28 protein-coding genes and 1 riboswitch are annotated in these 25,893 nt (G+C 72.0%); of the genes, 14 read left to right on the top strand and 14 right to left on the bottom strand.

The window, feature by feature from the left end; translation table 11 throughout:
- Positions 1 to 46 precede the first annotated feature (46 nt).
- Both DVR05_RS13145 and DVR05_RS13140 read right to left on the bottom strand, forming a co-directional pair.
- Positions 47 to 1,504 (bottom strand): NADH-quinone oxidoreductase subunit NuoF family protein, encoded by a 1,458-nt coding sequence (locus tag DVR05_RS13145; protein WP_116246144.1) that lies wholly within the window; start codon positions 1,502 to 1,504, stop codon positions 47 to 49.
- Positions 1,501 to 1,986: a hypothetical protein gene (locus DVR05_RS13140; RefSeq protein WP_157982438.1), complete on the bottom strand. Its 486-nt coding sequence runs from the start codon at positions 1,984 to 1,986 to the stop codon at positions 1,501 to 1,503. Before DVR05_RS13140 ends, DVR05_RS13145 begins: the two co-directional genes overlap by 4 nt.
- Before the next feature lie 649 nt (positions 1,987 to 2,635).
- On the opposite strand from DVR05_RS13140, the gene DVR05_RS13135 reads away from it, so the two are divergent.
- From DVR05_RS13135 to DVR05_RS13120, 4 genes are all read left to right on the top strand, one after another.
- Positions 2,636 to 3,325, top strand: a complete 690-nt coding sequence (locus DVR05_RS13135) for a hypothetical protein (protein ID WP_116246142.1) — start codon at positions 2,636 to 2,638, stop codon at positions 3,323 to 3,325.
- A gap of 5 nt (positions 3,326 to 3,330) precedes the next feature.
- Positions 3,331 to 4,041 (top strand): DUF4142 domain-containing protein, encoded by a 711-nt coding sequence (locus tag DVR05_RS13130; RefSeq protein WP_116246141.1) that lies wholly within the window; start codon positions 3,331 to 3,333, stop codon positions 4,039 to 4,041.
- A gap of 111 nt (positions 4,042 to 4,152) precedes the next feature.
- On the top strand, positions 4,153 to 5,316 hold the full coding sequence (locus DVR05_RS13125; protein ID WP_116246140.1) for a DUF1996 domain-containing protein: 1,164 nt from the start codon (positions 4,153 to 4,155) through the stop codon (positions 5,314 to 5,316).
- Positions 5,317 to 5,647: 331 nt separating this feature from the next.
- Positions 5,648 to 7,456 (top strand): phosphoenolpyruvate carboxykinase (GTP), encoded by a 1,809-nt coding sequence (locus DVR05_RS13120; protein ID WP_116246268.1) that lies wholly within the window; start codon positions 5,648 to 5,650, stop codon positions 7,454 to 7,456.
- 155 nt (positions 7,457 to 7,611) lie between these two features.
- Here the strand turns inward: DVR05_RS13120 and DVR05_RS26610 are convergent, their stop codons facing one another.
- Positions 7,612 to 7,776 (bottom strand): hypothetical protein, encoded by a 165-nt coding sequence (locus DVR05_RS26610; protein WP_157982437.1) that lies wholly within the window; start codon positions 7,774 to 7,776, stop codon positions 7,612 to 7,614.
- 219 nt (positions 7,777 to 7,995) lie between these two features.
- Between DVR05_RS26610 and DVR05_RS13115 the strand changes: the two genes are divergently transcribed.
- The gene (locus DVR05_RS13115) at positions 7,996 to 8,769 is read left to right on the top strand and encodes a DUF4239 domain-containing protein (RefSeq protein ID WP_116246139.1); all 774 of its coding nucleotides are present in this window, start codon (positions 7,996 to 7,998) and stop codon (positions 8,767 to 8,769) included.
- Positions 8,770 to 8,780: 11 nt separating this feature from the next.
- Here DVR05_RS13115 and DVR05_RS13110 read toward each other — a convergent pair whose 3' ends face one another.
- The 7 genes from DVR05_RS13110 to DVR05_RS13080 all read right to left on the bottom strand — a co-directional run bounded on the left by DVR05_RS13110 (position 8,781) and on the right by DVR05_RS13080 (position 15,771).
- Positions 8,781 to 9,476, bottom strand: coding sequence for a hypothetical protein (locus DVR05_RS13110; RefSeq protein WP_116246138.1), 696 nt, complete (start codon positions 9,474 to 9,476; stop codon positions 8,781 to 8,783).
- Between the two features lie 77 nt (positions 9,477 to 9,553).
- Positions 9,554 to 11,206: a cation acetate symporter gene (locus tag DVR05_RS13105; protein WP_116246137.1), complete on the bottom strand. Its 1,653-nt coding sequence runs from the start codon at positions 11,204 to 11,206 to the stop codon at positions 9,554 to 9,556.
- Complete coding sequence (locus DVR05_RS13100) at positions 11,203 to 11,616, bottom strand: hypothetical protein (RefSeq protein ID WP_116246136.1); 414 nt, start codon at positions 11,614 to 11,616, stop codon at positions 11,203 to 11,205. Before DVR05_RS13100 ends, DVR05_RS13105 begins: the two co-directional genes overlap by 4 nt.
- Positions 11,613 to 12,434 (bottom strand): LytTR family DNA-binding domain-containing protein, encoded by an 822-nt coding sequence (locus DVR05_RS13095; protein ID WP_116246135.1) that lies wholly within the window; start codon positions 12,432 to 12,434, stop codon positions 11,613 to 11,615. The genes DVR05_RS13100 and DVR05_RS13095 overlap by 4 nt, the downstream gene beginning before the upstream one ends.
- The gene (locus DVR05_RS13090; RefSeq protein ID WP_116246134.1) at positions 12,431 to 13,447 is read right to left on the bottom strand and encodes a sensor histidine kinase; all 1,017 of its coding nucleotides are present in this window, start codon (positions 13,445 to 13,447) and stop codon (positions 12,431 to 12,433) included. Before DVR05_RS13090 ends, DVR05_RS13095 begins: the two co-directional genes overlap by 4 nt.
- Before the next feature lie 267 nt (positions 13,448 to 13,714).
- Positions 13,715 to 15,394 carry a cation acetate symporter gene (locus DVR05_RS13085; protein ID WP_116246133.1) on the bottom strand — a complete coding sequence of 560 codons (1,680 nt, stop codon included), beginning with the start codon at positions 15,392 to 15,394 and terminating at the stop codon, positions 13,715 to 13,717.
- A complete protein-coding gene (locus tag DVR05_RS13080; RefSeq protein ID WP_116246132.1) occupies positions 15,391 to 15,771 on the bottom strand; it encodes a DUF485 domain-containing protein in 381 nt (126 codons plus the stop codon). Before DVR05_RS13080 ends, DVR05_RS13085 begins: the two co-directional genes overlap by 4 nt.
- Before the next feature lie 349 nt (positions 15,772 to 16,120).
- A riboswitch (guanidine-III (ykkC-III) riboswitch) is annotated at positions 16,121 to 16,184 on the top strand.
- Between the two features lie 33 nt (positions 16,185 to 16,217).
- Between DVR05_RS13080 and DVR05_RS13075 the strand changes: the two genes are divergently transcribed.
- Positions 16,218 to 16,532 carry a multidrug efflux SMR transporter gene (locus DVR05_RS13075; protein ID WP_116246267.1) on the top strand — a complete coding sequence of 105 codons (315 nt, stop codon included), beginning with the start codon at positions 16,218 to 16,220 and terminating at the stop codon, positions 16,530 to 16,532.
- A gap of 30 nt (positions 16,533 to 16,562) precedes the next feature.
- On the opposite strand, the gene DVR05_RS13070 is transcribed toward DVR05_RS13075, so the two are convergent.
- The 3 genes from DVR05_RS13070 to DVR05_RS26605 all read right to left on the bottom strand — a co-directional run bounded on the left by DVR05_RS13070 (position 16,563) and on the right by DVR05_RS26605 (position 18,350).
- A complete protein-coding gene (locus tag DVR05_RS13070; protein ID WP_116246131.1) occupies positions 16,563 to 16,898 on the bottom strand; it encodes a hypothetical protein in 336 nt (111 codons plus the stop codon).
- 257 nt (positions 16,899 to 17,155) lie between these two features.
- Positions 17,156 to 17,377, bottom strand: a complete 222-nt coding sequence (locus DVR05_RS13065) for a hypothetical protein (RefSeq protein ID WP_116246130.1) — start codon at positions 17,375 to 17,377, stop codon at positions 17,156 to 17,158.
- Positions 17,378 to 17,999: 622 nt separating this feature from the next.
- Positions 18,000 to 18,350 (bottom strand): hypothetical protein, encoded by a 351-nt coding sequence (locus DVR05_RS26605; protein ID WP_157982436.1) that lies wholly within the window; start codon positions 18,348 to 18,350, stop codon positions 18,000 to 18,002.
- Positions 18,351 to 18,761: 411 nt separating this feature from the next.
- On the opposite strand from DVR05_RS26605, the gene DVR05_RS13055 reads away from it, so the two are divergent.
- Together DVR05_RS13055 and DVR05_RS13050 are read left to right on the top strand one after the other, a co-directional pair.
- Positions 18,762 to 18,941, top strand: a complete 180-nt coding sequence (locus DVR05_RS13055) for a hypothetical protein (protein ID WP_116246129.1) — start codon at positions 18,762 to 18,764, stop codon at positions 18,939 to 18,941.
- Positions 18,942 to 19,396: 455 nt separating this feature from the next.
- The gene (locus DVR05_RS13050) at positions 19,397 to 20,137 is read left to right on the top strand and encodes a Crp/Fnr family transcriptional regulator (protein ID WP_232832109.1); all 741 of its coding nucleotides are present in this window, start codon (positions 19,397 to 19,399) and stop codon (positions 20,135 to 20,137) included.
- Positions 20,138 to 20,266: 129 nt separating this feature from the next.
- On the opposite strand, the gene DVR05_RS13045 is transcribed toward DVR05_RS13050, so the two are convergent.
- On the bottom strand, positions 20,267 to 20,803 hold the full coding sequence (locus DVR05_RS13045) for a hypothetical protein (RefSeq protein WP_116246127.1): 537 nt from the start codon (positions 20,801 to 20,803) through the stop codon (positions 20,267 to 20,269).
- Between the two features lie 401 nt (positions 20,804 to 21,204).
- On the opposite strand from DVR05_RS13045, the gene DVR05_RS13040 reads away from it, so the two are divergent.
- The 6 genes from DVR05_RS13040 to DVR05_RS13015 all read left to right on the top strand — a co-directional run bounded on the left by DVR05_RS13040 (position 21,205) and on the right by DVR05_RS13015 (position 25,888).
- Positions 21,205 to 21,498: a hypothetical protein gene (locus DVR05_RS13040; protein WP_116246126.1), complete on the top strand. Its 294-nt coding sequence runs from the start codon at positions 21,205 to 21,207 to the stop codon at positions 21,496 to 21,498.
- Positions 21,499 to 21,676: 178 nt separating this feature from the next.
- Complete coding sequence (locus tag DVR05_RS13035; protein WP_116246125.1) at positions 21,677 to 22,417, top strand: Crp/Fnr family transcriptional regulator; 741 nt, start codon at positions 21,677 to 21,679, stop codon at positions 22,415 to 22,417.
- Positions 22,418 to 22,668: 251 nt separating this feature from the next.
- On the top strand, positions 22,669 to 22,965 hold the full coding sequence (locus tag DVR05_RS13030) for a hypothetical protein (protein ID WP_116246124.1): 297 nt from the start codon (positions 22,669 to 22,671) through the stop codon (positions 22,963 to 22,965).
- Positions 22,966 to 23,324: 359 nt separating this feature from the next.
- Positions 23,325 to 23,564 (top strand): hypothetical protein, encoded by a 240-nt coding sequence (locus DVR05_RS13025; protein ID WP_116246123.1) that lies wholly within the window; start codon positions 23,325 to 23,327, stop codon positions 23,562 to 23,564.
- Between the two features lie 376 nt (positions 23,565 to 23,940).
- On the top strand, positions 23,941 to 24,219 hold the full coding sequence (locus DVR05_RS13020) for a hypothetical protein (protein ID WP_232832108.1): 279 nt from the start codon (positions 23,941 to 23,943) through the stop codon (positions 24,217 to 24,219).
- A gap of 514 nt (positions 24,220 to 24,733) precedes the next feature.
- Positions 24,734 to 25,888 carry a S1 family peptidase gene (locus DVR05_RS13015; RefSeq protein ID WP_369974529.1) on the top strand — a complete coding sequence of 385 codons (1,155 nt, stop codon included), beginning with the start codon at positions 24,734 to 24,736 and terminating at the stop codon, positions 25,886 to 25,888.
- Positions 25,889 to 25,893 lie beyond the last annotated feature (5 nt).

Here is a 25,893-nt window from a genome sequence, read left to right as displayed (position 1 = left end):
GGGTGCCCGTCTCCCCCGAGGGGACGCCTCGGTCCCCGCCCACCCCTCACGTCCCGGGGCGCAGGCGCAGCGCCAGGGCCGGACACATGCGCACGGCCAGTTCGGCGTCGCCCACCAGGGCGTCCGGCACGGTGACGTCCTGGTCCTCGGGGTACCCGTCGCGGTCCGGTCGGATCAGGCCCGGCAGCAGTTCCGCGCACAGTCCGTGCCCGTCGCAGCGCGACCAGTCCACCGACAGCCGGGTCCGGCGGGCGGTCGGTCCGTCCGCCAGCGGCAGCCGGCCGGCGACGGGGCGCCCGCACCCGCTCCCGCGGGTGTGCTCGGACACGTCCTCGCCGAACACCGCCAGCGCACTGCGCGCGAAGACGGCGCTTCCGTCCGGGTGCGCGCAGGCGCCCCTGCCCTCACCCACCGCCGCCGCGCCCAGGACCGCCTCCGGCCCGCCCGCACCGGCGGCCAGCGCGGAGAACGACTCGGCCAGCGCGGGCAGCCCGCGCAGGCACGGACCGCACTGGCCCGCGGCCTCCCCGGCCAGGTACCGCAGGACCCGCGCGACCTCCCCCAGCGGGCAGGTCGTCGCCGGCAGGGGCAGGACGACCCCGGCGCCCAGGGTGCCGCCCGCCTCCGCCACCTCCGTGTGCGACAGGCGGACCCGGTCCACGACCTCGGGGGAGAGCCAGGCCCCGTGGTAGCCGCCGACGAGCACGGCCTGGCCCGGGGACACGTCGCACATGTGCAGCACCTGGACCAGCGGGGTGCCGGCGGGGGCCTCCACGACGACGGACCCGCCGACCGTGAGCAGGATCGTGCCCGGCTGGTCAGCCGTCCCCACCGACGCGTACTGGTAGGCCCCGCCGAGGGCGAGCAGCGCCGCGTGCGCGTAGGTCTCGGCGTTGGACAGCAGGGTGGGCAGGCCCGCGACCCCGCTCTCGCTGGCGCGCCGGGGGCGGCCGGGCGGGATCGGGGGGCCGCCGTTGATGCCCTGGACGAGGGCGCCGGCCTGTCCGGAGACGAACCGGTGCGGCATCCGGACCAGCCGCAGGCCCACCGAGGACCGGCGTTCGGCCACCGCCGCGCGCAGGGACTCCCGGACCGGATCGCCGTCGGTCCCGGGCTCCGCGCGGTCGGCGATCCCCACGACCACCTCGGGCGCCCCGAGGGCCCGGGCGGCCATCTCCGCGCCGTCGAGGACGAGATGGGGCAGGCGTTCGAGCAGCATCCGGTCCTTGGCGCTGCCGGGCTCGCCCTCGGTCGCGTTGACCACCACGCGCGCGGGCACGCCCCGGCGGCGCGCGGAGCGCAGCACGGCGCGGAGCTTGCGCGCGAAGGGGAACCCGGCGCCGCCGCGGCCGCGGAGCGAGCCGAGTTCGGCGAGGGCGAGCAGGTCGTCGGCGGTCATCCCGGGGAGTGCGCCGTGCAGGCGCAGGTGGGTGTCGTGGTCGACGCGCTCATGCTCGTCCAGTCCCGCGGTCAGCCGCGGTCGGCCGATGGTGAGGGTGATCACGGGCGCCTCCCCCGGCGGGACGACGGCCCGGGGCCCGGTTCCGGAACGGGGACGGAACCGGGGGGTGAGAGCCGTTCGGAGGCGGCGCGCTCCTCGGCGGGGCCGCCGGGGCCTCCCCGGACGGTCGCCACCAGCCGCAGCACGAGGGCGCCGCAGACGGCCAGCAGGCACAGCAGGTAGGCGAGCACGACCCAGGCCGGGGCGGCGCGGCCCACGGTCAGCCCGTGTACCAGGGCCGGTGGCCAGGACAGGTAGGCGGCCAGGTGCGTCACGCGCCAGACCCACGGGTGACGGTCTCCGGTGAACCAGCCGCGCAGGACGCCGGTGACGGTGACGACGACCAACAGATCGGTGGCGATGATTCCGTACGCGACCGCCGGATCGGTGCCGAACGGGAGCAATGCGTTGAGGGCGTTCAGCCGGGTGTACGAGATCTGGAGGACGACATGGGGAAGGAGGAACCCCATGGAAATCAACGCCATTGACTTGTGGGATGATTGGTGGATTACACGTAGTCGCGGGGTGCTGATAACGCGGTCGGTGGCGATAATGCCAAGGCTCATTGTCACAGTGAGTCCGACGAGGGATATCGCGCCCGAATAGGTCCACAGGAGATCCTGGACGACGCGCGTCGCCGCGATGTTCGCCGGCACGACCAGTGCCAGGAAAGTATTCGCTGCGACGGCTCCGACCAGCAGGGACACCCATCTCCACGGTCGTGGGCGCCGTGGCGGGCGGTGGCGGATCAGATATCTGACATTCAGGGGGAGTCCGCTGGATTCGCGGTTCCCTGTGAACATGTGTCCACCCCTTTCGGCGCCGGGTGGTGTGCGTCCACGCGGCGCGGCCGAATTGGTGGGAGATGTACGAGTCACGCTCGTGGCGGCCGAAGGTAGCACCGGCCGGAGGTCTCCGCCAGGTGTTTCCACGGATTGCCCGGAGCGCGCCCGGCTGTCAAGTGGCCGGGCGGATTTTTTTCGGTATACGAAGGCCCAGTTCAGTCGTGGATCCAGAGGTGTGGGAGCGCTTCCCAATTTTTTGTGAATCGATGTCCGGGGCCATACTGTCCGGAATCCGGGCGATCACGGTCAGATAAACGGTCCCGGTGAACCAACCTGATGGGAGAGGCATGTGAACACTGAGGCGAAGGGTGCCAAGGCCCTCGGCCTGGCCCTGTTCCTACTGGTCACGGCATGTTCCACCGACGGTTCCGCCCCGGAGTCCTCCGGCGCGGCCCCCGGGGGCGAGAGCCCCGCGGACCCCGCCGGACCCGAGGGGGCCGACGCCGGGGCGGCCGACGGAGGCGAGGACGTCGCCGCCCTCGGAACCGTCCGGGACGAACGGTTCGGCGACGTCCTCACCGATGGGGACGGCAACGTCCTCTACCGGTTCGCCGACGACGATCCCAACCGCTCCACCTGCGTCGACGGGTGTGCCGAGAACTGGCCCCCGGTGCGCGTCACCGACGAGGGCGCGCCCGTGAGCGCCGACGGCGCGGCCACGGCCGACCTCGTCGACACGATCGAGCGCGACGACGGTTCGTTACAGCTGACCTACGCCGAATGGCCGCTGTACACCTACGCCGGCGACGCCGCCCCGGGGGACGTCAACGGCCAGGGTGTGGGCGGCGCGTGGTACGTCGTCGACCCCTCCGGCCGGATGGTCACCGCCGCCCAGGACGGCACCGGCGGCTCCACCGGCACCGACGGCTCCGCCGGTTCCGGAGGCGGGACGGACGGCTACGGCTACGACGGCGACTACCGTCCCGCGCCCGCCCACCGAGTGACGGTCCCGGGCGTCCCCGCCCGGCCCGGGGCCTGATCTCGATGGAGGCGCACGACATCCCGCTCCGCCCGGGGGGAACCCACCGCGCCGAGGCCGGCCCCCTCCCCGAACGGAGGCGGCCCGCCTGGCGCTCCCCGCGCCGGATCGAGCTCCTCGGCGTGGTCGGCTTCCTCGTCCTGGCCTCGATGACGGTGTTCATGATCGCTCCGAACGGCACCACGGGCGTCTCGGGCGTGTTCTGGAACGACTGGGTCGGCACCGAGCACGGGCCGCTCGGCCCGGCCGACGTCGACGCGCTCGTCAAGGTCCGCCAGGCCGGTCTGTGGGAGATCCCCGTGGGCCAGCAGGCCCGGGACCGGGCCCAACTCGACCGCGTCCGCGAGGTGGGCGGCATCCTCGCCGAGGACCACATCCTCATGGACGAGCAGGTGCGCCGGGTCGCGGCCCGGCTCGACGTGCGGCTGCCCAGCGAACCCAACCCGAACCAGCGGCGCTGGATGGACGAGCTGTCCGGACTGTCCGGGGCCGAGTTCGACCGGGTGTTCGCCAACCGGCTGCGCGCCGCGCACGGCGAGGTCCTGGCGGTCCTGGCCGAGGTCCGGGCCGGAACCCGCAACGAGCTCGTCCGGTCCTTCTGCCAGCACGGGATGCTCATGGTGCTGCGGCACATCACGCTGTTGGAGAGCACCGGTCTCGTCGAGTACGAGGAGCTGCCCGCGCCCAGGCCCCCGGAGCGGCGCCCCCTGCCCTGAACCCGCCCCCATCGGGGCCCGAAGGGGAACCGGCGCGGCCCACCCCCTTCCCGTGTCCATCCCGCTGTCACGCGGTGGAAGCCGCGTGTCCGACCACACAGGAGTACACCGATGACGGACGAACGACCACGACCACGATCACCGAGGCGGCTCCGCCGGCGCGGACGCCACCGCGTCCTCGGCGGGGCCGGGGCCCTGCTCCTGGTCGCGGGGGGAGTGACGGCGGTCCTCGTCGACGCCGATCCCCCGGCGGAGGGGCGGCTGGCGTCGGCCGAGGCCGACCGGCCCCACCGCGATCCCGAGGAGTACCGCCCCGGCGGACCCTTCGCGGAGGACTTCGCCCCCATCGCCCAGGCGCCGCCGCGCGAGGGCGATCCCCGGCCCGGTCCGGACGCCTCCACCGGCAGGTTCACCGTCGACTGCGGCGTCAACGGCGGCGGCCTGCGCAACTCCGAGAACGTCATCGTGTCCCCGGGGGTGCCCAACGGGGCCCGGCACACGCACGACTACGTCGGGAACCAGGACGTCGACCGGTTCACCGACGACGTCGACGTGAACAACGCGATCCTCGCCCGGGGGGACACGACCTGCGCGGGCGGCGACCGGTCCATGCACTACTGGCCGGTGCTGCGCGACACCACCGTGGCGGGCGACGACGCCGGGCTGCCCGGCGGCGGCCTGGACGGGAACGTGGGCCGGATCCTCACGCCCTCGTCGGTGACCATCGAGTTCCTCGGCAACGCCCGGGGGCCGGTGACCGCGATGCCGGAGTTCCTCCAGATCATCACCGGCAACGCCCGAGCCGCCACGCAGGAGGGGGCGAACGCCAACGCCCGGTGGACCTGCACGGGGTTCGAGGACCGCGCGTTCGCCGACCGCTACCCGCTCTGCCCCCGGGGCAGCGACGTCGTGCGCGTCTTCGACTTCCCGAGCTGCTGGGACGGGGAGAACACCGAGAGCGCGGACAACCGTTCGCACATCGTCTTCCCGGAGCGGGGCGGCGACTGCCCGGACGGGTTCGTCGCCGTGCCGCGGCTGCGCCAGACGCTGGTGTACGAGGTGCCCGACGGCGCCGACTTCGCCGTGGACGGTTTCCCCGAGGAGCGGCACGACCCGCTCACCGACCACTCCGACCACATCAACGTGATGCCGCGCGAACTGATGGCGGACGTGGTCGACTGCGTGAACGGCGGCTGGGACTGTTCCGCGTCTCCCTCCTCACCGGGCGCCGGTCCCCGTCCGTCTGCCCCCGCCTGGGAGAACGAGCGGTGGTGAGACGGCTCCCGAGGGGAGAGGTCTAGTGGCTCCCGGCGGCGGCCGGTGCCCGTCATGTGACGAAGAGCACCGGCCGCCGCCGTGGGTTGTGGCTGGTGGGGCAACCGCCCTCTGTTCTGGGAAAAGCCGCTCCCACCTGTGTCGGAGCGTGACCTTGGAGGGTGGTGTCCGGCACGCTGGTACACGACGTGAATCCCTTGCTGTGCAGCGGAATCCGGAGTCGTCCGTTCACATATTTAGACCATTGGCCTATACCAATTGGTCACTACCCCGCGTCGTCGTTCATGATGCGAGAGATCTCGACCTTCGAAGAGGAGCGGCTGTGACTGACGTGGGTATCGATGTGGGTGTTGCCCCGACCGACCATGAGGAGCTGGTCTCCTGGGTGCGCGAGGTGGCCGAGCTCACGCAGCCGGACGCGGTCGTGTGGTGCGACGGATCCGACGAGGAGTGGACCCGTCTCACCGACCTGCTCGTCGAGCAGGGCACGTTCACCCGACTCAACCCGGAGAAACGGCCCAACAGCTTCTACTGCACGTCCGACCCCACCGACGTCGCCCGGGTGGAGGACCGCACCTTCATCTGCTCCGAGCGCGAGGAGGACGCGGGCCCCACGAACAACTGGATCGCCCCCGACGAGATGCGCGCCACCTTCGGCGAGGTCTTCAAGGGCGCCATGCGCGGCCGCACCATGTACGTCGTGCCCTTCTGCATGGGTCCGCTCGGCGGCGACATCTCCCAGCTCGGTGTCGAGATCACCGACTCCCCCTACGTCGTGGTGTCCATGCGGATCATGGCCCGCATGGGGTCGGCGGCCCTGCGCCTCATCGAGGAGCGCGGGGACTTCGTCAAGGCCGTCCACTCCGTCGGCGCGCCCCTGGAGCCCGGCCAGCAGGACGTTCCCTGGCCGTGCAACAGCACCAAGTACATCTCCCACTTCCCCGAGACGCGCGAGATCTGGTCCTACGGGTCCGGCTACGGCGGCAACGCCCTCCTCGGCAAGAAGTGCTACGCGCTGCGCATCGCCTCGGTCATGGCCCGCGACGAGGGCTGGCTGGCCGAGCACATGCTGATCCTCAAGGTCACCTCCCCCGAGGGGAAGTCGCACTACATCGCCGCCGCCTTCCCGAGCGCCTGTGGCAAGACCAACCTCGCCATGCTCCAGCCGACCATCCCCGGCTGGAAGGTCGAGACCGTCGGTGACGACATCGCCTGGATGCGCTTCGACTCCCAGGGTCAGCTCCGCGCTATCAACCCCGAGGCGGGCTTCTTCGGCGTCGCCCCCGGAACCGGCGCCGACACCAACGCCAACGCCGTCGAGACGCTGTGGGGCAACAGCATCTTCACCAACGTCGCCCTCACCGACGACGGCGACGTGTGGTGGGAGGGCCTCACCGAGGAGCCGCCCGCGCACCTGACCGACTGGAAGGGCCGCGACTGGACGCCGGACTCCCCCGAGCCCGCCGCCCACCCGAACTCCCGCTTCACCACCCCGGCCGGGCAGGCGCCGACCATCGCCCCCGAGTGGGAGGACCCGGCGGGTGTGCCGATCTCGGCCATCCTGTTCGGCGGTCGCCGCGCCACCGCGGTCCCGCTGGTCACCGAGTCCCTGAGCTGGCAGCACGGCGTCTACCTTGGCGCCAACGTCTCCTCCGAGAAGACCGCGGCCGCCGAGGGCACCGTCGGCGAGCTGCGCCGCGACCCCTTCGCCATGCTGCCGTTCTGCGGCTACAACATGGGCGACTACTTCGCCCACTGGCTGCGGGTGGGCGCGGGGGCCGACCAGGCCAAGCTGCCCAGGATCTTCTACGTGAACTGGTTCCGCAAGGACGCCGACGGCCGCTTCGTCTGGCCCGGCTTCGGTGAGAACAGCCGCGTGATCAAGTGGATTGTGGAGCGCCTGGAGGGCCGCGCCGAGGCGGTCAGCACCCCGATCGGCAACGTGCCGACCCCCGACGCCATCGACACCGAGGGCCTGGACCTGTCCCGCGAGGACCTGGAGTTCCTGCTGTCCGTGGACCGCGACATCTGGAAGCAGGAGGCCGCCCTGGTCCCCGAGTTCTTCAAGATCTTCGGCGACCACCTGCCCAGCGAGCTCTGGGACGAGTACCACGCACTGCTGGACCGGCTCGGTCAGTAGGCGTCCCCGCCGACCCCGCCTTCCGCGCACGGGGTCGGCCCCAGGGGGCGCGGGAACCGTGGCACCCGCGCCCCCTCGCACGTGTCCCCGGCCCCGGGTCGGGACGGGGCAGGCGGCCCCACCGTCCCCGCGCCCGCCCGGAACCCGCCGCGCGGTCACTCCTCGATGCGCTTGATCGTGCGCACCCGGTCGGCCGCGATGCGGAAGACCACGCCGATGCCCTCCCTGGTGAAGTCGACGAAAGCTCCGACGGTCATGAAGTGGTCGGCCTCGACGTCGACGGTGTCGCTGTACCCCTCGTTGATCCTGAACGTCGCCATGTCGTCTTCCCCCACGGCGCTGCGGTCCGGTGCCGGTACCACCAGCGTAGACCCGCGGCGGGTCGGCGGTCAGGGGGAGGAGGACCGCCGTTGGTTCGCCGGTGCCCCGAGGGGGCGGGCGAAGGCACATTTCGGGGCGTTCCTCCCTTCGCCCCAGGCGGCGGCCCCGCCCGTGCTACGCATGGACGGGTAACCCACCGCCTTCCCCCGGGATAACTCATGATGTCGCTCCTGCTGGTCCTCGCCGTCCTGGTCACGATGGTCATCGGCGCGCTGCTCGCCGCCCGGAGACTCGGCGTCAGCGACGAGTACTCCGGTGGAGCCGTCGGCGTCGTCGTCGCCCCCTGCGCGCTCGCCCTGTACCTCGTGGCCGCGGCGATGGGGGTCGTGATCGGCTGGGAGGACTTCAAGGGGGCCGAGGACGGCACGGTCTCCGAGGCGGGCGCGGCCCAGTCGCTGTACTGGAGCACCGCCGCCTTCCCCGAGGCGGAGGGCGAGCTGGTCCGCTCCCAGCTGCGCGCCTACCTCACCACGGTCGTGGAGGACGACTGGCCCCGGATGGAGCGCGACGGCGTACTGAGCCCCGAGGGGGACAGGGCGCTCGCCGACCTGGCCGCGTCGGTCCGGGTGCTGTCGGTCTCCGACACCGGCGACGGCCTGGACCGGCTGACCGCCCGCCAGGAGCTCACCAACCTGAGCGACGCCCGCATCGAACGCGCGGACGCGGCGGGGGACTCGGTCCCGCCCGTCCTGCTGGTGATCGCGGTCGTCTCCGGCGTGGCCGTCGCCGTGCTGCCGTTCGCCATGATCAGGCGGGGCTCGCGGGTGGCCTACTTCTGGGCGTCGGTCAACCTGGCGTTCGTCTTCGGCACCATCGTGCTGCTCTTCTACCTGGGCACGCCGTACAACGGCATCCTCGCCACCGACGCCGGGGGGATGGAGGACACCCTGGCCGCCTTCGAGCGCACCGACCGCGCCCTGGCCTCCCCCTGATCAGCGGATCGTCAGCCGATTCTCCGCGCCGCCGCCCGACCCGAACCCGCGGCGGCCAGGGCGGCGACGATCACGACGACGACCATCGTGCGCATGGGGGTGAACGCCCCGGCGGCCGCCTGACCGCCGGGGGCGGAGACGTCCGCCAACACCTCCTCGCGCACCGCCTCGGGCACCTCGGGCGGCGGCTCGGGGGCCGCCGAGGGCGCCTCGTCGGCGGGCTCCTCCGTCGGCGCCGCCTCGCCGGACTCGGTGGGGTCGGACGCCGGGGCGGCGGGGTCGGGCTCGGTCGCCTCCCGCCCGGCCTCGGACGGCGGCTCGGAGGCGCCGGGATCGGCCGGGCGCCCGGGGTCGACCGGCGCCCCGGGATCGGAGGGAACGGGCGGCTCCGGCTCCGGCGGCCCCGGTTCGGCGGGCTCGCACGGCGGGGCCTCGCCCGTCCGCACCACCACGCGTACCCCGCTGGCGCACACCAGGACGTAGGACCCGGCGCGCACCCGGATCCGCGTGTCCGGCGCGGTGACGTCCACCCCGTCGGGACCCACGTCCACACCCGCCCCGCCGCCGTGCGCCCGCACCCCCGACGGGTCGACCGTCACGGGCCCGGCGGGGCCGTCGGCGTCCTGGGCGGCGGCCGCCGCGGAACAGGCGAGCACGAGCCCGCTGGCCGCCATCAGGGCGGACAGGGTACGTCGAGAGGGGGGCATGTCACTCCTCGTGGCACGGCGGGGTCGTGGTGTGATCGTACGGCCTCGGGGTCGGACGCACCCCCGAAACCGCCGCTTCAGGGGGAGTGGAGGCGCAGGACCGCGTGCTCGGCCCAGTCCGGCGGGCGGGTGAACCGGGAGGCGACCGCCATCGTCGTGAAGGCCAGCGGGATCGTCCACGCCGCGGGCTGCGCCAACAGGACCGCCGGCCATCCGGGCGGTGTGGGCGCGAGGATCGACCACCCGACCGCGCCCGTCGCCGTCACCGCGCCGACGACCAGACCGGCCGCAGCCCCCGGCAGCGTCAGCCGCCGCCACCAGATGCCCAGGACCAGGAGCGGGCAGAAGGTCGACGCCGCCACCGTGAACGCCCACACCACGAGCACGTTGATGTCGATTCCCTCGACCGGCAACGCCATCAGCACGGCCACGCACGCCCCCACCGCGACCGCCAGCCGCAGCCGGGGCACGCTCCCCTGGAACAGATCGTGCGACAGCCCGCCCGCCAGCGCCAACAGCAGCCCGGACGAGGTCGACAGGAACGCGCCGAACGCCCCCGCCGCCACCAGCGCGGTCAGCAGGGTGCCCGCCGTGCCCGGAGCCGCCTCGGCGGGCAGCACCACCGCGACCGTGTCGGTGCCCCGCAGCAGGACGAGCTGCGGGGTCAGCACCCGCCCCAGCAGCCCGTACACCGTCGGGAACAGGTAGAACAGCCCGAGCAGCGCGATCACGCCGACCCCCACCCGGCGGGCGACGTGCGCGGTCGCACTGGTGTGGAAACGCATGATGACGTGCGGCAGGCCCATGCACCCGAGCGTGATCGCCAGCAGCGTCGACCACGTCTCGAACAGGGCGAACCCGCCCGTACCCAGCAGCGGTGTGCGCCACTGGCCGCCGCCGAGCTCCGGCAGGCCCGCCGGGTGCGGGACGCCCGCCCCGGCCGGGAACACGTACTCGGTCCCCGCCGCCACCGTGTGCTCGCCCGCCGCCAGCTCCACCGGGGCGCCGGAGGCGTCGGTCACCGTGACCGGCGCCTCCAGGTGGAAACGCGTGCCCACGGTGAACTCCACCGGCGTCGTCTCGGGGAAACGCGTCCCCCACTCCGGGTGCAGGGCCTCGGCCCGGGTGTCCGCCCCCGCCACCGCCACGAGGTACACGGCGGGCACGGCGATGAAGGCCAGTTTGACCACGTAGTGGAAGGCCTGCACGTAGGTCGCCGACCGCATGCCCCCCGCGGCGATCGACCCGCTCACCACGACCCCCGCGAGCACCACGCCCACCCAGTACGGTGTCCCGCTGACCAGGGACAGCACCACTCCGGCCCCCTTGAACTGGGGCACCAGGTACAGCAGCATGATCACCAGCACCACGAGGCCGCAGAGCTTGCGCAGCCGCGGCGCACCCAGCCGGTACTCCGCGAAGTCGGGGACGGTGTAGGCCCCGGACCGACGCATCGGCCCCGCCACCAGCGCCACCACCGCCACGTAGCCCGCGGTGAACCCGACCGCGTACCACATCGCGCCGACCCCGTTCTTGAGCACCAGGCCCGCCAGCCCCAGCATCGAGGCGGCCGACAGGTACTCTCCGGCGATCGCCATCGCGTTCCAGTGGGGTGTGACGCGGCGTGAGGCCACCAGGAAGTCCGAGGCCGACCGCGCCGCCCGCACCCCGTAGACACCGATCACCAGACTGGTGACCAGGACCAGACCGATGGCCAGGACGGAGATCACCGCCCGCTCCCGTCCGGTCCCGCGCTCCGGGGCGCGGACGCACCCGCCTCCGGGCCGTGTTCGGGATCCCCCTCCTCGACGCGCTCGGCCGAGCGCACGTGCCACAGCGCCAGCCCGAACAGCGAGGGGTACACCACCACCGTCAACAGCAGCCACGACATCGGGATCTCCGCCCACCGGACCCGCCCCAGCACCGGGAACAGGGCGAACGCCCCGCTCATCCCGAAGAGCAGCGCCGACAGCAGCGCGACCGTGCGCACCGCGACCCGCCGCTGGGCGCGGAACAGGCGCCGCGCCCGCTCCGTGTCCACCGGTTCGGGGATCGGCAGCAGGTGCTGCACCGGCCGGTTGCCCCTCGCCAACGCCACCCGCGTCTGGGGGCTCGTCAGCTTCTCCCGGCGCGCGCTCATGGCGTCGGCCGGTCCGGGTGGCCGTCACCGTCCCGGGCTCCGCCCCGCCCGGAGCGCGCGTTCGCCGCCCGACCCAGCTGGTCCCGCCGGGCCGCCTCCAGCAGCTGTTCGCGCAGGTGGCGGCCGTGCCTGCGGCTGACCGGAACGTCACCGGCCGGGGTTCCCGCCACCAGGCCCGAGGAGGAGGTCACCCGCAGGTCCCGCACCCACGGGATGGCGACGAGGTAGCCGCGGTGCACCCGCACGAACCCCGCCGCCGCCCACACCTCCTCCAGGTAGGACAGCGACAGCCGGATCAGGTGTGTGCCGTCGGCGGTGTGCAGGCGCACGTAGTCCCCCCGGGCCTCGACGAACTGCACGTCGTCGCGTTTGACGAACACCGTCCGCCGCCCGGAGTCGATCTGGACCACGTGCAGGTCCTCGGCGGGCGGGGCCGCTCCGGAGGGCCGCCGCAGCTGCGCGATCCGGCCGACCGCCTCCGCCAGCCGCTCGGGCCGGATCGGTTTGAGCAGGTAGTCGACGGCGCCGATCCCGAACGCCGCCACGGCGTGCGCCTCCGAGGCCGTCACGAACACGATCGACGGCGGCTCCGACAGCACGCTCAGCACCCGCGCCACGTCCATGCCGTCCAGGCCGGGCATGAGGATGTCGAGGAACGCCGCGTCGATCGTCGTCGTGCCCAGGAGCCGTACCGCCGTCGCGCCGTTCTCGGCGACCAGGACCTCCGCGACCTCGGGCATGTCCCCGAGCAGTGCGGCCATCTCCTGCCGGGTCGACGCCTCGTCCTCGACGACCAGAACCCTGAGCCGCGCCCTCACGGTGCCACCACCCCCCGGGTGAACCTCGGTACGCGCACGGTCACCTTCGTCCCCTCTCCGAGTGCGGTCTCGATCACCAGACCGTACTCGGGACCGTAGACGGCGCGCAGCCGCTGGTCCACGTTGGCCAGCCCCACCCCCCGCGACTCGGGTCCGGTGCCCGCCAGCAGTGACCGGGCCAGGTCCGGGTGCATGCCGACCCCGTCGTCCTCGATCTCGATCACGCACAGCGGCCCCTCGCCGTACCCGGACACGCTGATGTGCCCGCGCCCCTCCTTCCGTTCCAGCCCGTGCCGGATGGCGTTCTCCACGATCGGCTGCACCACCAGGAACGGGACCGCCACCGGCAGCACCTCCGGAGCCATCCGCACGGTGATGTCGAGGCGGTCGTGGAACCGGGCCCGCTGGAGTTCGAGGTAGGTCTGGGTGGCCTCCAGCTCGTCGGCGACCGTCGCGTAGTCGCCCTTGTCGGAGAAGCCGTAGCGCAGGTAGTCGGCGAAGTCCGACAGCAGGTGGCGGGCGCGGTCGGGGTCGGTGCGCACCAGCGCCGCGATCACGGCGAGCGCGTTGTGCACGAAGTGGGGGGAGATCTGCGCCCGCAGTGAGCGCAGGTCGGCGGCGGCGATGCGGGCTCGGGCCCGGCGCAGCGCCGCGTGGTCGAGGTGCTCGGCCACCAGGGCGGCGGCGGCCTCGACGTCGGCCTCCACGGGGTCGCCCACGGCCACCAGCGCCCCGGACAGCTCCTCGGCCACCATGAGCGGGACCGCGTACACGGCGGTGCCGTCGGGCAGTCGGCCGCGCGTGCCGCCGCCGTACTCGAAGACCTGGGCGAGCAGGCCGTCCACGTAGGACGATCCGACGCGCCGGCCGTGGCCGGCGACGGGGCCGTCGAGATCGGCGAGGATCACGCCGTCCACCGCGAGCAGCCGACGCAGCCGCCGGGCGGCGGCGGGCGCGCCCCGGCCGTGCAGCCCGTCCTGGAGGTCGAGTCCCAGGGCGTGGACCTGACGCATCAACTCGGCACTCGACGGACGGTCCGAGGACGCCGGGCGCCGCCGGGAGGGGGACAACCACGACAGCCACCTGTTTGACACAGAACGACCCTATCCCAGCGGAATGTGTCGGTGGTCACGTTCCGGCCTCTCCTGACGTCCTGGCACGGGCCGAGCCCGCCCCTGGAAGGGTGGGGCGGGCTCGGTGTCGTTGCGGTGTTCGTCTCGGTCCTCCGCTTCGCCGCGGACCGGGTTCGGGCGCCCCGCGGGACGCGGGAGCCCCGGGGGCTAGTGGTCCGCGGCCTTCTCCGCGCCCGCACCGGTCAGCGCGCGGACCTGGAGGCGCGCGAACTGGTCGAAGTCGCGCTCCTTCGACGTGAGGGTGCCGACCACCGCGCACAGCAGGCCCAGCGGCACCGACACCAGCGCCGGGTTCGCGATGGGGAACCAGGCGAAGTCGGCGCCCGGGATGAGCGCGTTCTCCGAGCCCGACACCACGGGGGAGAAGAACACCAGGCCGACCGCGCCGATCAGACCGCCGTAGATCCCGGCCAGGGCGCCCGCCGTGTTGAACCGCTTCCAGAACAGGCTGAGCAGCAGCGTCGGCAGGTTGGCGGAGGCGGCGACGGCGAAGGCCAGCGCGACCAGGAAGGCCACGTTCAACCCCTGCGCGAACACGGCCAGGACGACCGCGACCGTGCCGATGGCCATCGCGGTGATCCGGGCGACCCGGACCTCCTCCAGACCGCTCGCCTTCCCACCGCGCAGCACGGAGTTGTAGAAGTCGTGCGCCAGGGAGGACGAGGAGGCGATGACCAGCCCGGCCACCGTGGACAGGATCGCCGCGAAGGCCGCCGACGCGATGAGCGCCAGCAGGACCGAGCCCGCGATCGGGCCGCCGACCGTCTCTCCCACGGTCTGGGCGAGCTGCGGCGCCGCCGTGTTCCCCGCCGGGTTCTGGTCGCGGATGGCCTGGTGCCCGACCAGCGCCGCCGCGCCGAAGCCCAGCACCAGTGTCATGAGGTAGAAGGCGCCGATGATCCCGATACCCCAGTTGACCGACTTACGTGCGCTCTGGGAATCCGGAACCGTGTAGAAGCGGATGAGGATGTGCGGCAGACCGGCCGTGCCCAGCACCAGGGCCAGGCCCAGGCTGATCAGGTCCAGCTTGTTCCACATCGTCTGGACCGGGTCACCGGCCACCTCGACGCCGAAGCGCAGACCGGGCTCCAGGAAGGCGGCGCCCGCCTCACTGGCGCCGGCGGCGTCGTTCATCAGGGCGCCCAGGTTGAACCCGTACACCGACAGGGTGAGCAGGGTCAGCAGCGCGGCGCCCGACATGAGGATGACCGCCTTGACGATCTGGACCCACGTGGTGCCCTTCATCCCGCCGAGGGTGACGTAGGTGGTCATCAGCAGGCCGACGACCACGATGCCGACGATCTTGGCGACCTCGGCGCTCATGCCCAGGAAGGTCTCGCCGGGCTGGATGCCCAGCAGCAGGGCGATGAGCGCGCCCGCGCCGACCATCTGGGCGAGGAGGTAGAAGATCGACACCACGACGGTGGAGACCGCTGCGGCCGTCCGGACCGGGCGCTGGCGCATGCGGTAGGAGAGCACGTCGCCCATGGTGTAGCGGCCGGAGTTGCGCAGCAGCTCGGCGACGAGCAGGAGCGCGACCAGCCACGCCACGAGGAAGCCGATCGAGTAGAGGAAACCGTCGTAGCCGAACAGGGCGATGATCCCGGCGATGCCGAGGAAGGAGGCGGCGGACATGTAGTCGCTGCCGATCGCCAGGCCGTTCTGGAGGGGGGAGAACCCGCGTCCGCCGGAGTGGAAGTCGGTGGCCGTGCGGGTGTTGCGGCTCGCCCACACCGTGATGCCGAGCGTGGCCGCGACCATGAGGCCGAAGAGGATCAGGGTGACGAGGCGGCCGCCCTCGCCCGCCGCCTCCTGCGCGAGCATCATCGGTGGTCCTCCTCGAGCGTCGTCGGCAGTTCCGCACGCAGCTCCGTCGCCAGGCCGTCGAGCCGCCGGCGGGCGTAGAACGTGTACAGCACGGCGATGCCGAAGGTGGTGACGAACTGGAGCACGCCGAACACGAGGGCGACGTTGACGGTGCCGAAGAGCACGGTGCCCATCAGGTCGCGGGCGAAGGCGGACATGAGCACGTAGAGCAGGTACCAGGCCAGGAACGCGAGGCTCATGGGGAAGACGAAGACGTAGAGCCGACGCTTGAGCTCGACGAAGCGCGGGTCACGGTGCATCTCGACGAAGGCGGCGTCCCGGGTGGTCTCCCCTCCGCCCGACGGGGGCGGACTCCCGGTCTGCTTGTCTGTTGCCATGGTGGACTCCTCTGGGGGATGTGCGGGGTTCGGGGCGTGGTCGGCGAACACGGCCTGCCGGTTACACCCGCGTTGCGCCGGTGTGACCTGTGTTACTCGGAACTGTAAGGAGCGACACTCCGACGGGGGAGGAGGTGCGCGTTCGTGAGCGCCGAACGCTGGGGCCGCGCGTCGAGCGGTCGTCCGGTGTGCGGCGAACGGTCGTGTGGTGCGGTGAACGGCGGGCGGGCGGTCCCGGGGGGGGTGACCCGTGCCTCCGGCGGGGCGGAAGTCCCGTGCGGCGGGCGGCGTTGTACCGTACGGCTGGGCTGTGGCCCTCCGCCGACGGGTGTGCCGTGCTCCCGCCGCCGCGGACCGGCCCCCAGTACCCCGGACGAGGTGCGCCGTACCCGGCAACGACAAGACGGCGCGGACATGGTCGCCGCGTCGTGGAGGTGTCCCGGGTCATGGCCTGGATCGTTCTGGTGGTTTCCGGCCTGTTGGAGGCGGTGTGGGCCACCGCGCTCACCGCGTCCCAGGGGTTCACGCGTCTGTGGCCCTCGGTCGTCTTCGGGGTGGCGCTCGTCCTGAGCATGGGCGGATTGGCGTTCGCGCTCCGCACCATCCCGCTGGGCACCGGCTACGCGGTCTGGGTCGCCGTCGGGGTCGTCGGGACCGCCCTGGTCGGCGCGGCCCTGTCCGGTGAGGGCATGGGCCCGGCCAGGGTGCTGTGCCTGGTGCTCATCGTGGCCGGGGTCGTCGGGCTGAAGCTCCTGCACTGACGTGTCCCCGCGGGGCGGAGCGCGTTCCCCTCAGTCGACCCAGGTGCGGACGGTGTCCGCGCCCCCGCCCTCGGGGCCGGCGTGGTACTCGCTCTGGGTGTGGACCACGGAACCGTCCTCGTTCACCGTGGTCCGGACCACGGTCAGGCGGGCCCCGAACCGGTCGAGTCGGATCGTGCGGTGTTCGTAGCCGATCTCGGTGCCGGTGGTCTCGGTGTCGGCGGCCGCCCCGGCGGACCCCGCCGCGACCGCGCCCGCGGCGACGGCCAGGGTGAGCAGGACCCGGCGCGGTGTCCGCAGGAGGGCGGGGAGGCGTCCGCCCCCGTGGGCTGGTCGCGGGGGTCGGTGGCTGCGGTGATCGGTCAACGGTCGTCCTTCCGTCGCTGGTGGCACGTGAAGGGGAGGCCCCGCCTGGCGGGGCCTCCCCGGCCACGCGTGTGCCCACGCGTCGGCACACGGTCGGTCTCATGGGCGCGGTCCGTGGCCCGATGGGCCGGGACCGCTTCCCTGAGCCTGTCTCATCCACGCTGGAACCAGCGTGGAGGACACGCCCTTCGATCGCAATAAGTGATCAATGAGGTGCGCTGGGTCGTGAACGTGCCGTCCGTCGACGGGGTCACGGCCTAGGTTCGTCCACCGCAGGACCGCGACGTACCGTTGTACTCGTCGCACCGCCTGGGGTCGGTCGGAGCCGCGGAGTCCGTGCTCCCCGCCGACGCGGCCTCCTGCTGGGCGACGACCGGTCCTGCGGACTGGACGTCGGTCGCGACCGACGGTGCGCCGAACGCCAGAACCGGGGCCGCGAACCCCACGATCAGGGCACCGGCGATCGTCCTCGTGCTCATGGGCGGCTCCTCCTCCCCAGGCCGTCAACGACGCCTGACCGCTCCCGGTCCTCCGCCGAGGCGGAGGGCGTGGAGTGCGAATAGTCATGTCTATGGAGTTGCGCCGGGAGGACGCCCCGCCCGGTTCCGAGCCGCTGTCGAGCGGTGCCGCCGCCTGGCGTGTCCCCAGCGGTGGTGTCCACCGTGGTGGAAGCTCGTGTGGTGGAGTCCGCGATGCCCGTGGCCGTGGTGGCGCCGCTGGTGGCTGGGCGACGTGGCCCCGGCCGACGCGGCCTCCTGCCGGGCGGCGACCGAGGGCCGGACTGTCCGGCCGCCACCGCGACCGACGGCGCACCCGACGCCAGTGCCGGAGGTCGCGAGTCCCGTGACCGGGGCGCGTGCGGCCTTTCCCCTATTCAGGAAAACCCCCTCCAGGCTGTAGGCATTTCTCCTTTTTGAGTTGTATGTATTGTTTGCCAGAAGGTGGAGTGGCGTGTTGTGTGCCTGACGCTCCTCGCGCCGGGAAGGGGCCGAGAGCGCGGGCGCGGGTGGTCGGCGGGGCGGTGGTCGGACATGGGAGGAGGCCCCGTCGGACGGGGCCTCCTCGGTCGCGTGTGCGCCGGCGTGGGCGCACGACGCGTCTTCAGCGGTGATGGCCGTAGCCGTGGCAGTGGTCGTGGTAGCCGTACCAGTGCCAGTGATCGTGGCAGTGGTAGTGGTAGCCGTAGTGGACGTGTCCGTGGTGGTGGAACTTGACGCTCCCGTGCCTGAACTTGCCGTGGTCGTGCCGGTCGCCATGCCGGTCACCGCCACGGAAGTCGCCGCCGCTCTCGGGGCTGTCGCTCCCCTGGCGGAGCGACATACCGCTCTGCTGGCTGGCGGGCTGGCCGCCGTAGTCGTTGCTCTGGGCCATCGCGACCGACGGCACGCCGAACACCAGGGCCGGGACCGCGAACCCCGCGACCAGGGCACTCGCGACCTTCCCCTTGCCCATGGGAACCCCCCTTTCGGTACGCCTTGGCGGCGCGCGGCGTTGACGTCCCCGGCAGCGTGACCATCCGGTCGACGGGCGCCCCTTGCACCCATGACCCCCGCCGAGGTTCTGGGACGCCGCCCGGACGCTGCCGTCGGTCGACACCCCCACAGAAGCACAATCCGTGGTGGGATGTGCGCGAAGTGTGGTGGACGTGACTCTTTTGTTGGGATTTCAACACCTTGTTTACTCCATGCCCAGAATGACGTCCGTTTGACAAGCACTGTCATGCAGGTGACATTCGGCTCGGCGTTTCATCTGGAGCGGCACCGGGTCGGTCTAGGTTGCGAAGTGGCCGGCTTCCCGGCGCCGGTTGAACGGAGCCGGAGCGGGTCCCGGCCGTGAGTAATTCTCAGCACTTGGAGAGTCGGTATGACGTTCAAGCAGGGTGACCGCGTGCAGTTCCGCAGCAGCCGCCACGACGACCAGATCCGCACCGGCAGGGTGCACTCGGTCCAGGGCAAGGGCAAGGGCGCGCAGTTCACGATCACCGATGACGAGGACCAGCAGTCGGTCCACGTCCACGCGCACCAGATCGAGGGCAAGCTGTAGCGGCACCCGCGTTCGCGTGAGGGGCATCCGGCCGGTCCGGATGCCCCTTCGCCGTTTCTCGGTAAAGGAAGATTTTCGCTGTTTCGGTGACGGGGATCGAGGAGTCCTCCCCGACCTGGGGAAGACCCCGTGCTCTAATCGCGAAAGGGGGAGTGGTGGGTGCTCCGACGACGGGCCCACGGCCCGAGGGCCGTCCGTGCGACCCCAGGGGTTCCCGACGCCAGCGAGGGCCCGACGGCCGTCGTGACCGTCCCCCGCGAGATCGGTGACAGTGCTCTGCGCGGATTCCGGCGATCGCGACCGGGGGAGACCTCTCCCGGCCCGCGCCGTTCCCGCGGCGAACGTCCGTCCATCTTCTGCGCGTGGCCGTCCGGTCACACGAATCCACCGTCCGCCTCGTCCGTTCCCGGTGGACACGGGCGAGCACGAGTTCGGGTGAGGAACCGTTGAGGAACATGCAGGCGACAGGTGTGGGACGTACCGACGAGATCCGGGTCGTGGCTCCCAGGGTGAGCGACGAGACGGTGGACCCCGAGCGGCTCCACCTCGCCGAATGGGTCGTGTCGTGTCTGGAGAGCCGGGGCGCGACCCGTCCGGGGCGGGCGGCCGTGGCCGCGCTGGCGGGCAGGCTCAGGCCGCGCCTGCTCCGCCGGGGCGAACTGGCCTTCCGTGAGGGGGAGCGTGACGCGGGGGTGTGGATCGTCCGGTCCGGCCGTCTCGAACTCGCGGTCAAGGGACGGTCCCGTCCGCTGATCGTGCAGATCCTGCGCTCCGGAGGGGTCGACGGCGACATCCAGAAACTGCTGGGCATGCCGTTCCCGTACCGGGCGCGCGCGCTGGAGGAGTCGGAGTGCCTGACCATGGCGCCGCACGACTTCGAGGAACTGCTGGGCGAGCACCCGGAGATGTCCCGCCTGTGGATGGCGACCATGGCCGAACGGCTGTCGGAGTCACACGACCGGATCGTCGGGATGCTCGGCCGCACCCTCACCCAGCAGAGCGCCCGGCTGCTCCTGGACGAGGCCAGCGGCGGGGTGGTCGACGTGCCCCAGCAGAAGCTGTCGGAGATGCTGGGCGTCTGCCGCCCCTCCCTGAACAAGGTGCTCAAGGAGCTGGAGGGACAGGGGCTCATCAGGCTGCGCTACGGGGCGGTGGACATCCTCGACCCCTACGGTCTCGCCCAGCGGGCGGACTGAGCGGGACGGCCCCGCCACCCGCGAGGGGTCGCTGACGGAACCTGTCAGCGCAGACGGGCCGGGGTGGGCAGGAGGACGGGGTGGGAACCGGTGCGGTTCCCACCCCGTGACTCCGGCGTCCCGGAGGTGTTACGCGGTGGCCTCCGAGGCGGCCTCCTCGGCCTCCTCCGAGCGGCGCCGGGTGATGTACATGACCACACCACCGGTCAGGGCGATCGCACCGCCGACGAGGGCGAGGTCCTCGGACGGGCCGGTGACGGCGAGCTCCTCGGGGGCCTCGCCGACCACGCCACCGCCACCGCCGCCTTCCGCGGGGCGGGGGCAGGGGCCGATGAAGGCCCCGCCGGGGCCGGCGGTGTCGCAGACCTCGTGGAACTCACTGTCCTCGGTCTCGGAGTGCACCCCGCTGCCGTGGTCGTCGTGGTGCGGGTGGCCGCTGAACGGGCCGCCACCACGACCCTCCTCGTCAGCGGCCTCGCCCCCGGCCGCCTCAGCGGGCTGCTCCGCGGCCTCGGCCGCCTCCTCCTGGGCCGCCGGCTCGGCTTCGTCGACGGTGTCGGCCGTGGCGACGCCGGCGACGGACAGCGAACCGCCGATGAGCGCGGCCATCGCGACCCCGGGCCAGAATCTCTTGTCCAGAACGGCGCGTCGAACGAGTTCAGACATTTGCACTCCTATGGATCGGATGCAGGTAGTCGCAGCTTTTCGTAGATTCATGGGTCATTAGGGGACCGGCACGCCGAGTCGCGGACGTAACTGTGTCGCATTTCTGACACTTCTCTGGGTCCCGGTCCTCTCAGAAACCACGGAAATCGTATTCGCTGCGGTGTTTCTGGGGATCCGTTGACGCGCGCATGGGTTCGTGTGGTGATCGTCGGCAGTTCTCCACTTCCGGGCAAAATGACAGAAATACTGTCGCTTCGGTAACAGATGAACCTGATTATGGGGAATTCATGTGGTTGTGTGGTGCGCGTTGCCGTCGGGCGCCTCTCGGGGCGTTTCCGGCGGGGACTCGCCGGTGGCTCGGACGGGCTCGGTGCCCGTCCGTCGCACAGGAGGGAACTTCCATGAAGGCGAAGACGATCACACGCGTTATGGTGGCCGGTGTCGCGGCCCCGATGCTGGCGTTCGGTCTGCCGTCGGCCGCCCTGGCCGGCAGCTTCTGGCACGGGGACGCCCAGTTCGCTGGCCCCCACGGCGCCACCTCGCAGAGCATTACCGCCATCGCCGGTCACGGGCACCACGGCCACGGCTTCGGCCACGGCGGCCACGGTGGGGGCTTCGCGCTCTACAAGGCGAGCTCGACCGTCGCCGGTCCGCACGGTGCCGCCTCTCAGAACCTCTTCAGTTTCGCCGATTAGCAGGAAGCAAGGCGGGCGCCCCCACGGGATCGCCCACCTGACCGCAAGGAGGTCTCGTCCCCGTGGCGGGACCTCCGCCCCTGCGTGTGCGCCCGGGGAGCCCTCGGACGCCACGCGCACGCGGTGCGGTTCGGGGCCAGGGCCCGCGGACACGCCACGCGGTGGACGGAGGACGGAAATGAACCCGAGGGTCACGTCGGCGGGGTCCGAGCGCCGACTGAACGGGACCGAGACCGCGGATCCACGGATCCAGCAGGCGGCGTGGGTGGCACGCTGCGTCGGCCGCGGCTCGGCCGCGCCGCTCACCCCCCGGGACCTGAACGCACTCGCCACGTTCCTGCACCGGCAGTCGCTGTCCCGGGGCGCGGTCGCCTTCCGCGAGGGCGACCCCCCCTCCCGGGTGTGGATCGTCCGGTCCGGGCACGTGGAGCTGTCGGTCGGCGCGGGCGAGGAACGCACGGTGATCGAGATCAGGCACGCGGGCGACGTGGACGGCGACATCCAGTTCCTCCTGGGCAAGCCCCTGCCGTACACGGCGCGCGCCACCGACGACGTCGAGCTCCTGTACCTGCGCACCGAGGACTTCGAGCACCTCATGTCCGAGCACCGCGCGCTCGCCCGGCGCTGGCTGGCCAGCATCGCCGGTCGCCTGGACGCCAGCCAGGGGCGGATCATGGAGCTGCTGGGCAAGTCCCTGACCGAGCAGACCGCCCGGCTCCTGCTCGACGAGGCGTCCAGCGCGGTGGTCCCCCTGCCCCAGCGCACGCTGGCCGCGATGCTCGGCGTGCGCCGACCGTCCCTGAACCGGGTGCTGAAACGGTTGGAACGGGAGCGGCTGATCGAGATGCGGTACGCGGCGATCGAGATCCTCGACCCCGACGGGCTGTCCAGGAAGGCCGGTGGGGAACGCGGGGGCTGACTGGGTCATCGAGGCGACAGTTCGGCTGCGAAGCCGTCGCACGGGTGGTTGATTGAAGGTGCGACGTCATGTCGCGCACCTGTGCGCGGGGACGGACACACCGGGGCGCGCCGTCAGATTCCGGCTCACCGGTCGTGCGCCTCGGTCGCTCCCCGGCTCCATAGGAGCAGATGAGGCAGGCCACGACGCCGTGGCCGCGCGTCACGGCGGATGTGGCGGGGTTCTGAACCCCGGACGCGAAGGAGCAGACCATGCCCAGGCGCACTGTTCGCCGTGTGGCGGCAGCGGTTCTCGCGGCGCCCATGCTCGCGCTGGCGGCCCCGGCCGTCGCGTCGGCTGAGCACATGGTGCCCGGTGGCGTGAGCGTCGTGAGCCACGGTGGCTTCGGTCACGGCTTCCACGGCGGTCACGGCTTCCACGGTGGCTTCGGCCACGGCTTCCACGGCGGGTTCGGCCACGGTTTCGGCGGTGCGTTCTTCTCGCAGAGCGGCAGCTTCGCCGGTCCCGGTGGCGCGGCGTCGTTCAACGTGTTCAGCTTCGCCCGCTGATCGGGCACCACTCGTAGGAGGAACGAGGCGGATCCGCTTCCGGACGGGGGCGGATCCGTTCGTGTGTCGGGCGGACGGGGAGAGAATCCGGGCCGATTGGGTCACCGAGGCGACAGTTCGCATGCGCGGCGGCGGTGTGAGTGGTTGATTGGTTGACGGTTGCGATCGCGACTTCATGCGGTACACGAACGCGCGGGGACAGGCGCGTACGAGAGCGTCATCCGCTCCCGCAGACAACCACCGGTCGTGCGCCTCGGCCGGGGCCCCGCGGTTCACACCAGAGCAACGGCAGGCCACCGCGTCGCGACTCTTCACGGCGGGTGGTGGGGCGTTCTCGCCCCGGTTGCAGAGGAGAGATCATGGCTAGGCGCACTGTTCGGCGCTTGGCGGCCGCGGTCCTCGCGGCGCCCATGCTCGCGCTGGCCGTTCCGGCGGCCGCCTCCGCCCACAGCTACGACTACTACTGGTACGACGGCCCGTACTACGGCTGGTACTGGGGTGACGGCTACTGGTACGGCGGCTCGTTCTACGCGACCAGTGGCAGCTTCGCCGGACCCGGCGGGGCGGCCTCGTACCACGTGTTCAGCTTCGCCCACTAGACGCGTACCACCTGAAGGAGGGACGAGGCGGACCCGCTCCCGTGGGGCGGGTCCGTCCGCGTGTCCGGCCGTCCCGGAACCGACGGGGCCGATTGGGTCACCGAGGCGACAGTTCGCATGCGTGGTGGCGGTGTGAGTGGTTGATTGGTTAACAGTTGCGATCGCGACTTCATGCGGTACACGAACGCGCGGGGACAGGCGCGTACGAGAGCGTCATCCGCTCCCGCAGACCACCGGCCGTGCGCCTCGGCCGGAGCCCGCGCGCCGATTCAGAGCACAGGCAGGCCACCGCGTCACGGTCACCGTGACGGGGCGGTGGGGCGGTTTCGCCCCGGATGCAAAGGAGCAGACCATGCCCAGGCGCACAATTCGCCGTGTGGCGGCAGCGGTTCTCGCGGCGCCCATGCTCGCGCTGGCGGCCCCGGCCGTAGCGTCCGCCAGTCACACCGACGGCTTCGGCAGCGGAGCCTTCTGGTCCTACAACGAGTCCTTCGCGGGCTTTGGGGGCGCGAGCAACCTGAGCATCGTGAGCAAGGCCGGTTTCGGCGGCCACGGCGGTCACTTCGGCGGTGGCGGCGCGCTCTTCTCGCAGAGCGGCAGCTTCGCCGGACCCGGCGGCTCGGCGTCGTTCGACGTGTTCAGCTTCGCCCGCTGACCGGTCACCACTGAGAAGGGACGACGCGGCACCGGTTCGCCGGTCGCCGCCCCGGACGCCCGGGAGGCCCCACGGCCTCCCGGGCGTTCCCGTGTACCGCGTTCCCCCCGGAACCACATGTCACCAGGTGCGGAGTGGCTTCCCCGTCATCAGTCGTCACGGAAAGTGACACGCGCGTGGCCGGATCCGGCCACGCGTGCCCCTCTCGCGCATTCCTCCGGTGCGTGGTAGCGGACCGCCCGGCGGCCGTGTCGCGCGCGGATTCCCGGTTTCGGCGTCTTCATGCACCCCACTCCTGTTGGTTTCTCCATTTCTGTGGTGTTTCGTTAGGAAACTTTCCGAATTCATGGAGTATTCGGGTGGTTGTCCTTCTTCTGTGCGTGGCTTACGTTTTCCCCTGTTCACCACCGGGTGAACACTTTGACGGCCGCCGGGTGACAAACCTGGCGAACCGTCCACCCCCGTGGGCGCACGGCGCCCGCACTGCCTAGTACCCCCGCGAAAGGGCAGAACCTTGCACGGATCCCCCCTCCCCCGCGCCGTCGGCATGACGGCGCTCTCCCTCGGACTCGTCCTCGCCGCCACCGGACCGGTCGCGGCCGACTCCCCGGCGGGCGACCTCTCGCCGGACCAGATGGCCGCCATGCGAAGCGCCTTCGGGCTCACCGAGTCCGGCGTCACCGAGCTCATCGCGGCACAGGAGGCGGCCGCCGAGACCGAGAGCGAACTCCGCGAGGAGCTCGGCCCGGACTTCGGCGGAGCGGTCTTCGACGTCGACACCCTCGACCTCACCGTCCAGGTCACCGACCGCTCCGACTTCGGTGCGGTGCGCGCCGCCGGGGCCGTTCCCGAGCTGGTCGACCACGGCGAGAGCACACTCGACTCCGTCATGGAGGCGCTCGACGCGGCCGCCGACGGAGCCCCCGCCACCGTCCACGGCTGGTACGCCGACCCGGCCAGGGACACCGTGGTCATCGAGGCCGCCCCGGGCCACGAGTCCGCTGCCGAGGAGTTGGCCGCCAGCGCCGGTGTCGACGCCGACGCCGTCGTCGTCGAGGAGAGCCCCGGAACACCGCGGACCTACGCCGACATCGTCGGCGGCAACCCGTACTACTTCCAGGACGGCGGTGACTGGTACGTCTGCTCGATCGGGTTCGGCGTCGTCGGCGGCTACGTGACCGCGGGCCACTGCGGCGACGAGGGCAGCGACACCTGGCACGACGTGCCCGGAACCCAGCAGATCGGCACGGTCGCCGGGTCGGTCTTCCCCCGCAGCGACATGGCCTGGGTCGACGTCACCAACCCTGACTTCACGCCGACCGCCCAGGTCAACGACTACGACGGCGGCACCGTGACCGTCACCGGCTCCACCGAGGCCCCCGTCGGCGCGTCGGTGTGCCGTTCCGGCCGGACCACCGGCTGGCAGTGCGGCGTCATCGAGGCCAAGGACCAGACCGTCCGCTACCCGCGCGGCCAGCACGTCCACGGGCTGACCCGCACGACCGCGTGCGCCGAGGGCGGCGACTCCGGCGGCTCCTGGCTCGCGGGCACCGAGGCCCAGGGCGTGACCTCCGGCGGCTCCGGTGACTGCACCTCCGGCGGCACCACCTACTTCCAGCCGCTCAACCCGATCCTGGAGCGGTGGAACCTGACCCTGCTCACCGGCTGACCCCC

Origin of the sequence: Nocardiopsis sp. FIRDI 009 (assembly GCF_003386285.1) — a bacterium.
Classification (GTDB): domain Bacteria; phylum Actinomycetota; class Actinomycetes; order Streptosporangiales; family Streptosporangiaceae; genus Nocardiopsis.
This window is presented reverse-complemented; position numbering and strand designations above follow the sequence as displayed.

Coding starts and splice junctions, on each gene's coding strand:
- DVR05_RS13045 (WP_116246127.1), bottom strand. CDS start 20,803: ATGTCTGAACTCGTTCGACGCGCCGTTCTGGACAAGAGATTCTGGCCC.
- DVR05_RS13030 (WP_116246124.1), top strand. CDS start 22,669: ATGCCCAGGCGCACTGTTCGCCGTGTGGCGGCAGCGGTTCTCGCGGCG.
- DVR05_RS13100 (WP_116246136.1), bottom strand. CDS start 11,616: ATGAGCGCGCGCCGGGAGAAGCTGACGAGCCCCCAGACGCGGGTGGCG.
- DVR05_RS13035 (WP_116246125.1), top strand. CDS start 21,677: ATGAACCCGAGGGTCACGTCGGCGGGGTCCGAGCGCCGACTGAACGGG.
- DVR05_RS13080 (WP_116246132.1), bottom strand. CDS start 15,771: ATGGCAACAGACAAGCAGACCGGGAGTCCGCCCCCGTCGGGCGGAGGG.
- DVR05_RS26610 (WP_157982437.1), bottom strand. CDS start 7,776: ATGGCGACGTTCAGGATCAACGAGGGGTACAGCGACACCGTCGACGTC.
- DVR05_RS13125 (WP_116246140.1), top strand. CDS start 4,153: ATGACGGACGAACGACCACGACCACGATCACCGAGGCGGCTCCGCCGG.
- DVR05_RS13110 (WP_116246138.1), bottom strand. CDS start 9,476: ATGCCCCCCTCTCGACGTACCCTGTCCGCCCTGATGGCGGCCAGCGGG.
- DVR05_RS13040 (WP_116246126.1), top strand. CDS start 21,205: ATGAAGGCGAAGACGATCACACGCGTTATGGTGGCCGGTGTCGCGGCC.
- DVR05_RS13075 (WP_116246267.1), top strand. CDS start 16,218: ATGGCCTGGATCGTTCTGGTGGTTTCCGGCCTGTTGGAGGCGGTGTGG.
- DVR05_RS13090 (WP_116246134.1), bottom strand. CDS start 13,447: ATGCGTCAGGTCCACGCCCTGGGACTCGACCTCCAGGACGGGCTGCAC.
- DVR05_RS13140 (WP_157982438.1), bottom strand. CDS start 1,986: ATGGCGTTGATTTCCATGGGGTTCCTCCTTCCCCATGTCGTCCTCCAG.
- DVR05_RS13050 (WP_232832109.1), top strand. CDS start 19,397: ATGCAGGCGACAGGTGTGGGACGTACCGACGAGATCCGGGTCGTGGCT.
- DVR05_RS13130 (WP_116246141.1), top strand. CDS start 3,331: ATGGAGGCGCACGACATCCCGCTCCGCCCGGGGGGAACCCACCGCGCC.
- DVR05_RS13115 (WP_116246139.1), top strand. CDS start 7,996: ATGATGTCGCTCCTGCTGGTCCTCGCCGTCCTGGTCACGATGGTCATC.
- DVR05_RS13085 (WP_116246133.1), bottom strand. CDS start 15,394: ATGATGCTCGCGCAGGAGGCGGCGGGCGAGGGCGGCCGCCTCGTCACC.
- DVR05_RS13065 (WP_116246130.1), bottom strand. CDS start 17,377: ATGAGCACGAGGACGATCGCCGGTGCCCTGATCGTGGGGTTCGCGGCC.
- DVR05_RS13055 (WP_116246129.1), top strand. CDS start 18,762: ATGACGTTCAAGCAGGGTGACCGCGTGCAGTTCCGCAGCAGCCGCCAC.
- DVR05_RS13025 (WP_116246123.1), top strand. CDS start 23,325: ATGGCTAGGCGCACTGTTCGGCGCTTGGCGGCCGCGGTCCTCGCGGCG.
- DVR05_RS26605 (WP_157982436.1), bottom strand. CDS start 18,350: ATGGGCAAGGGGAAGGTCGCGAGTGCCCTGGTCGCGGGGTTCGCGGTC.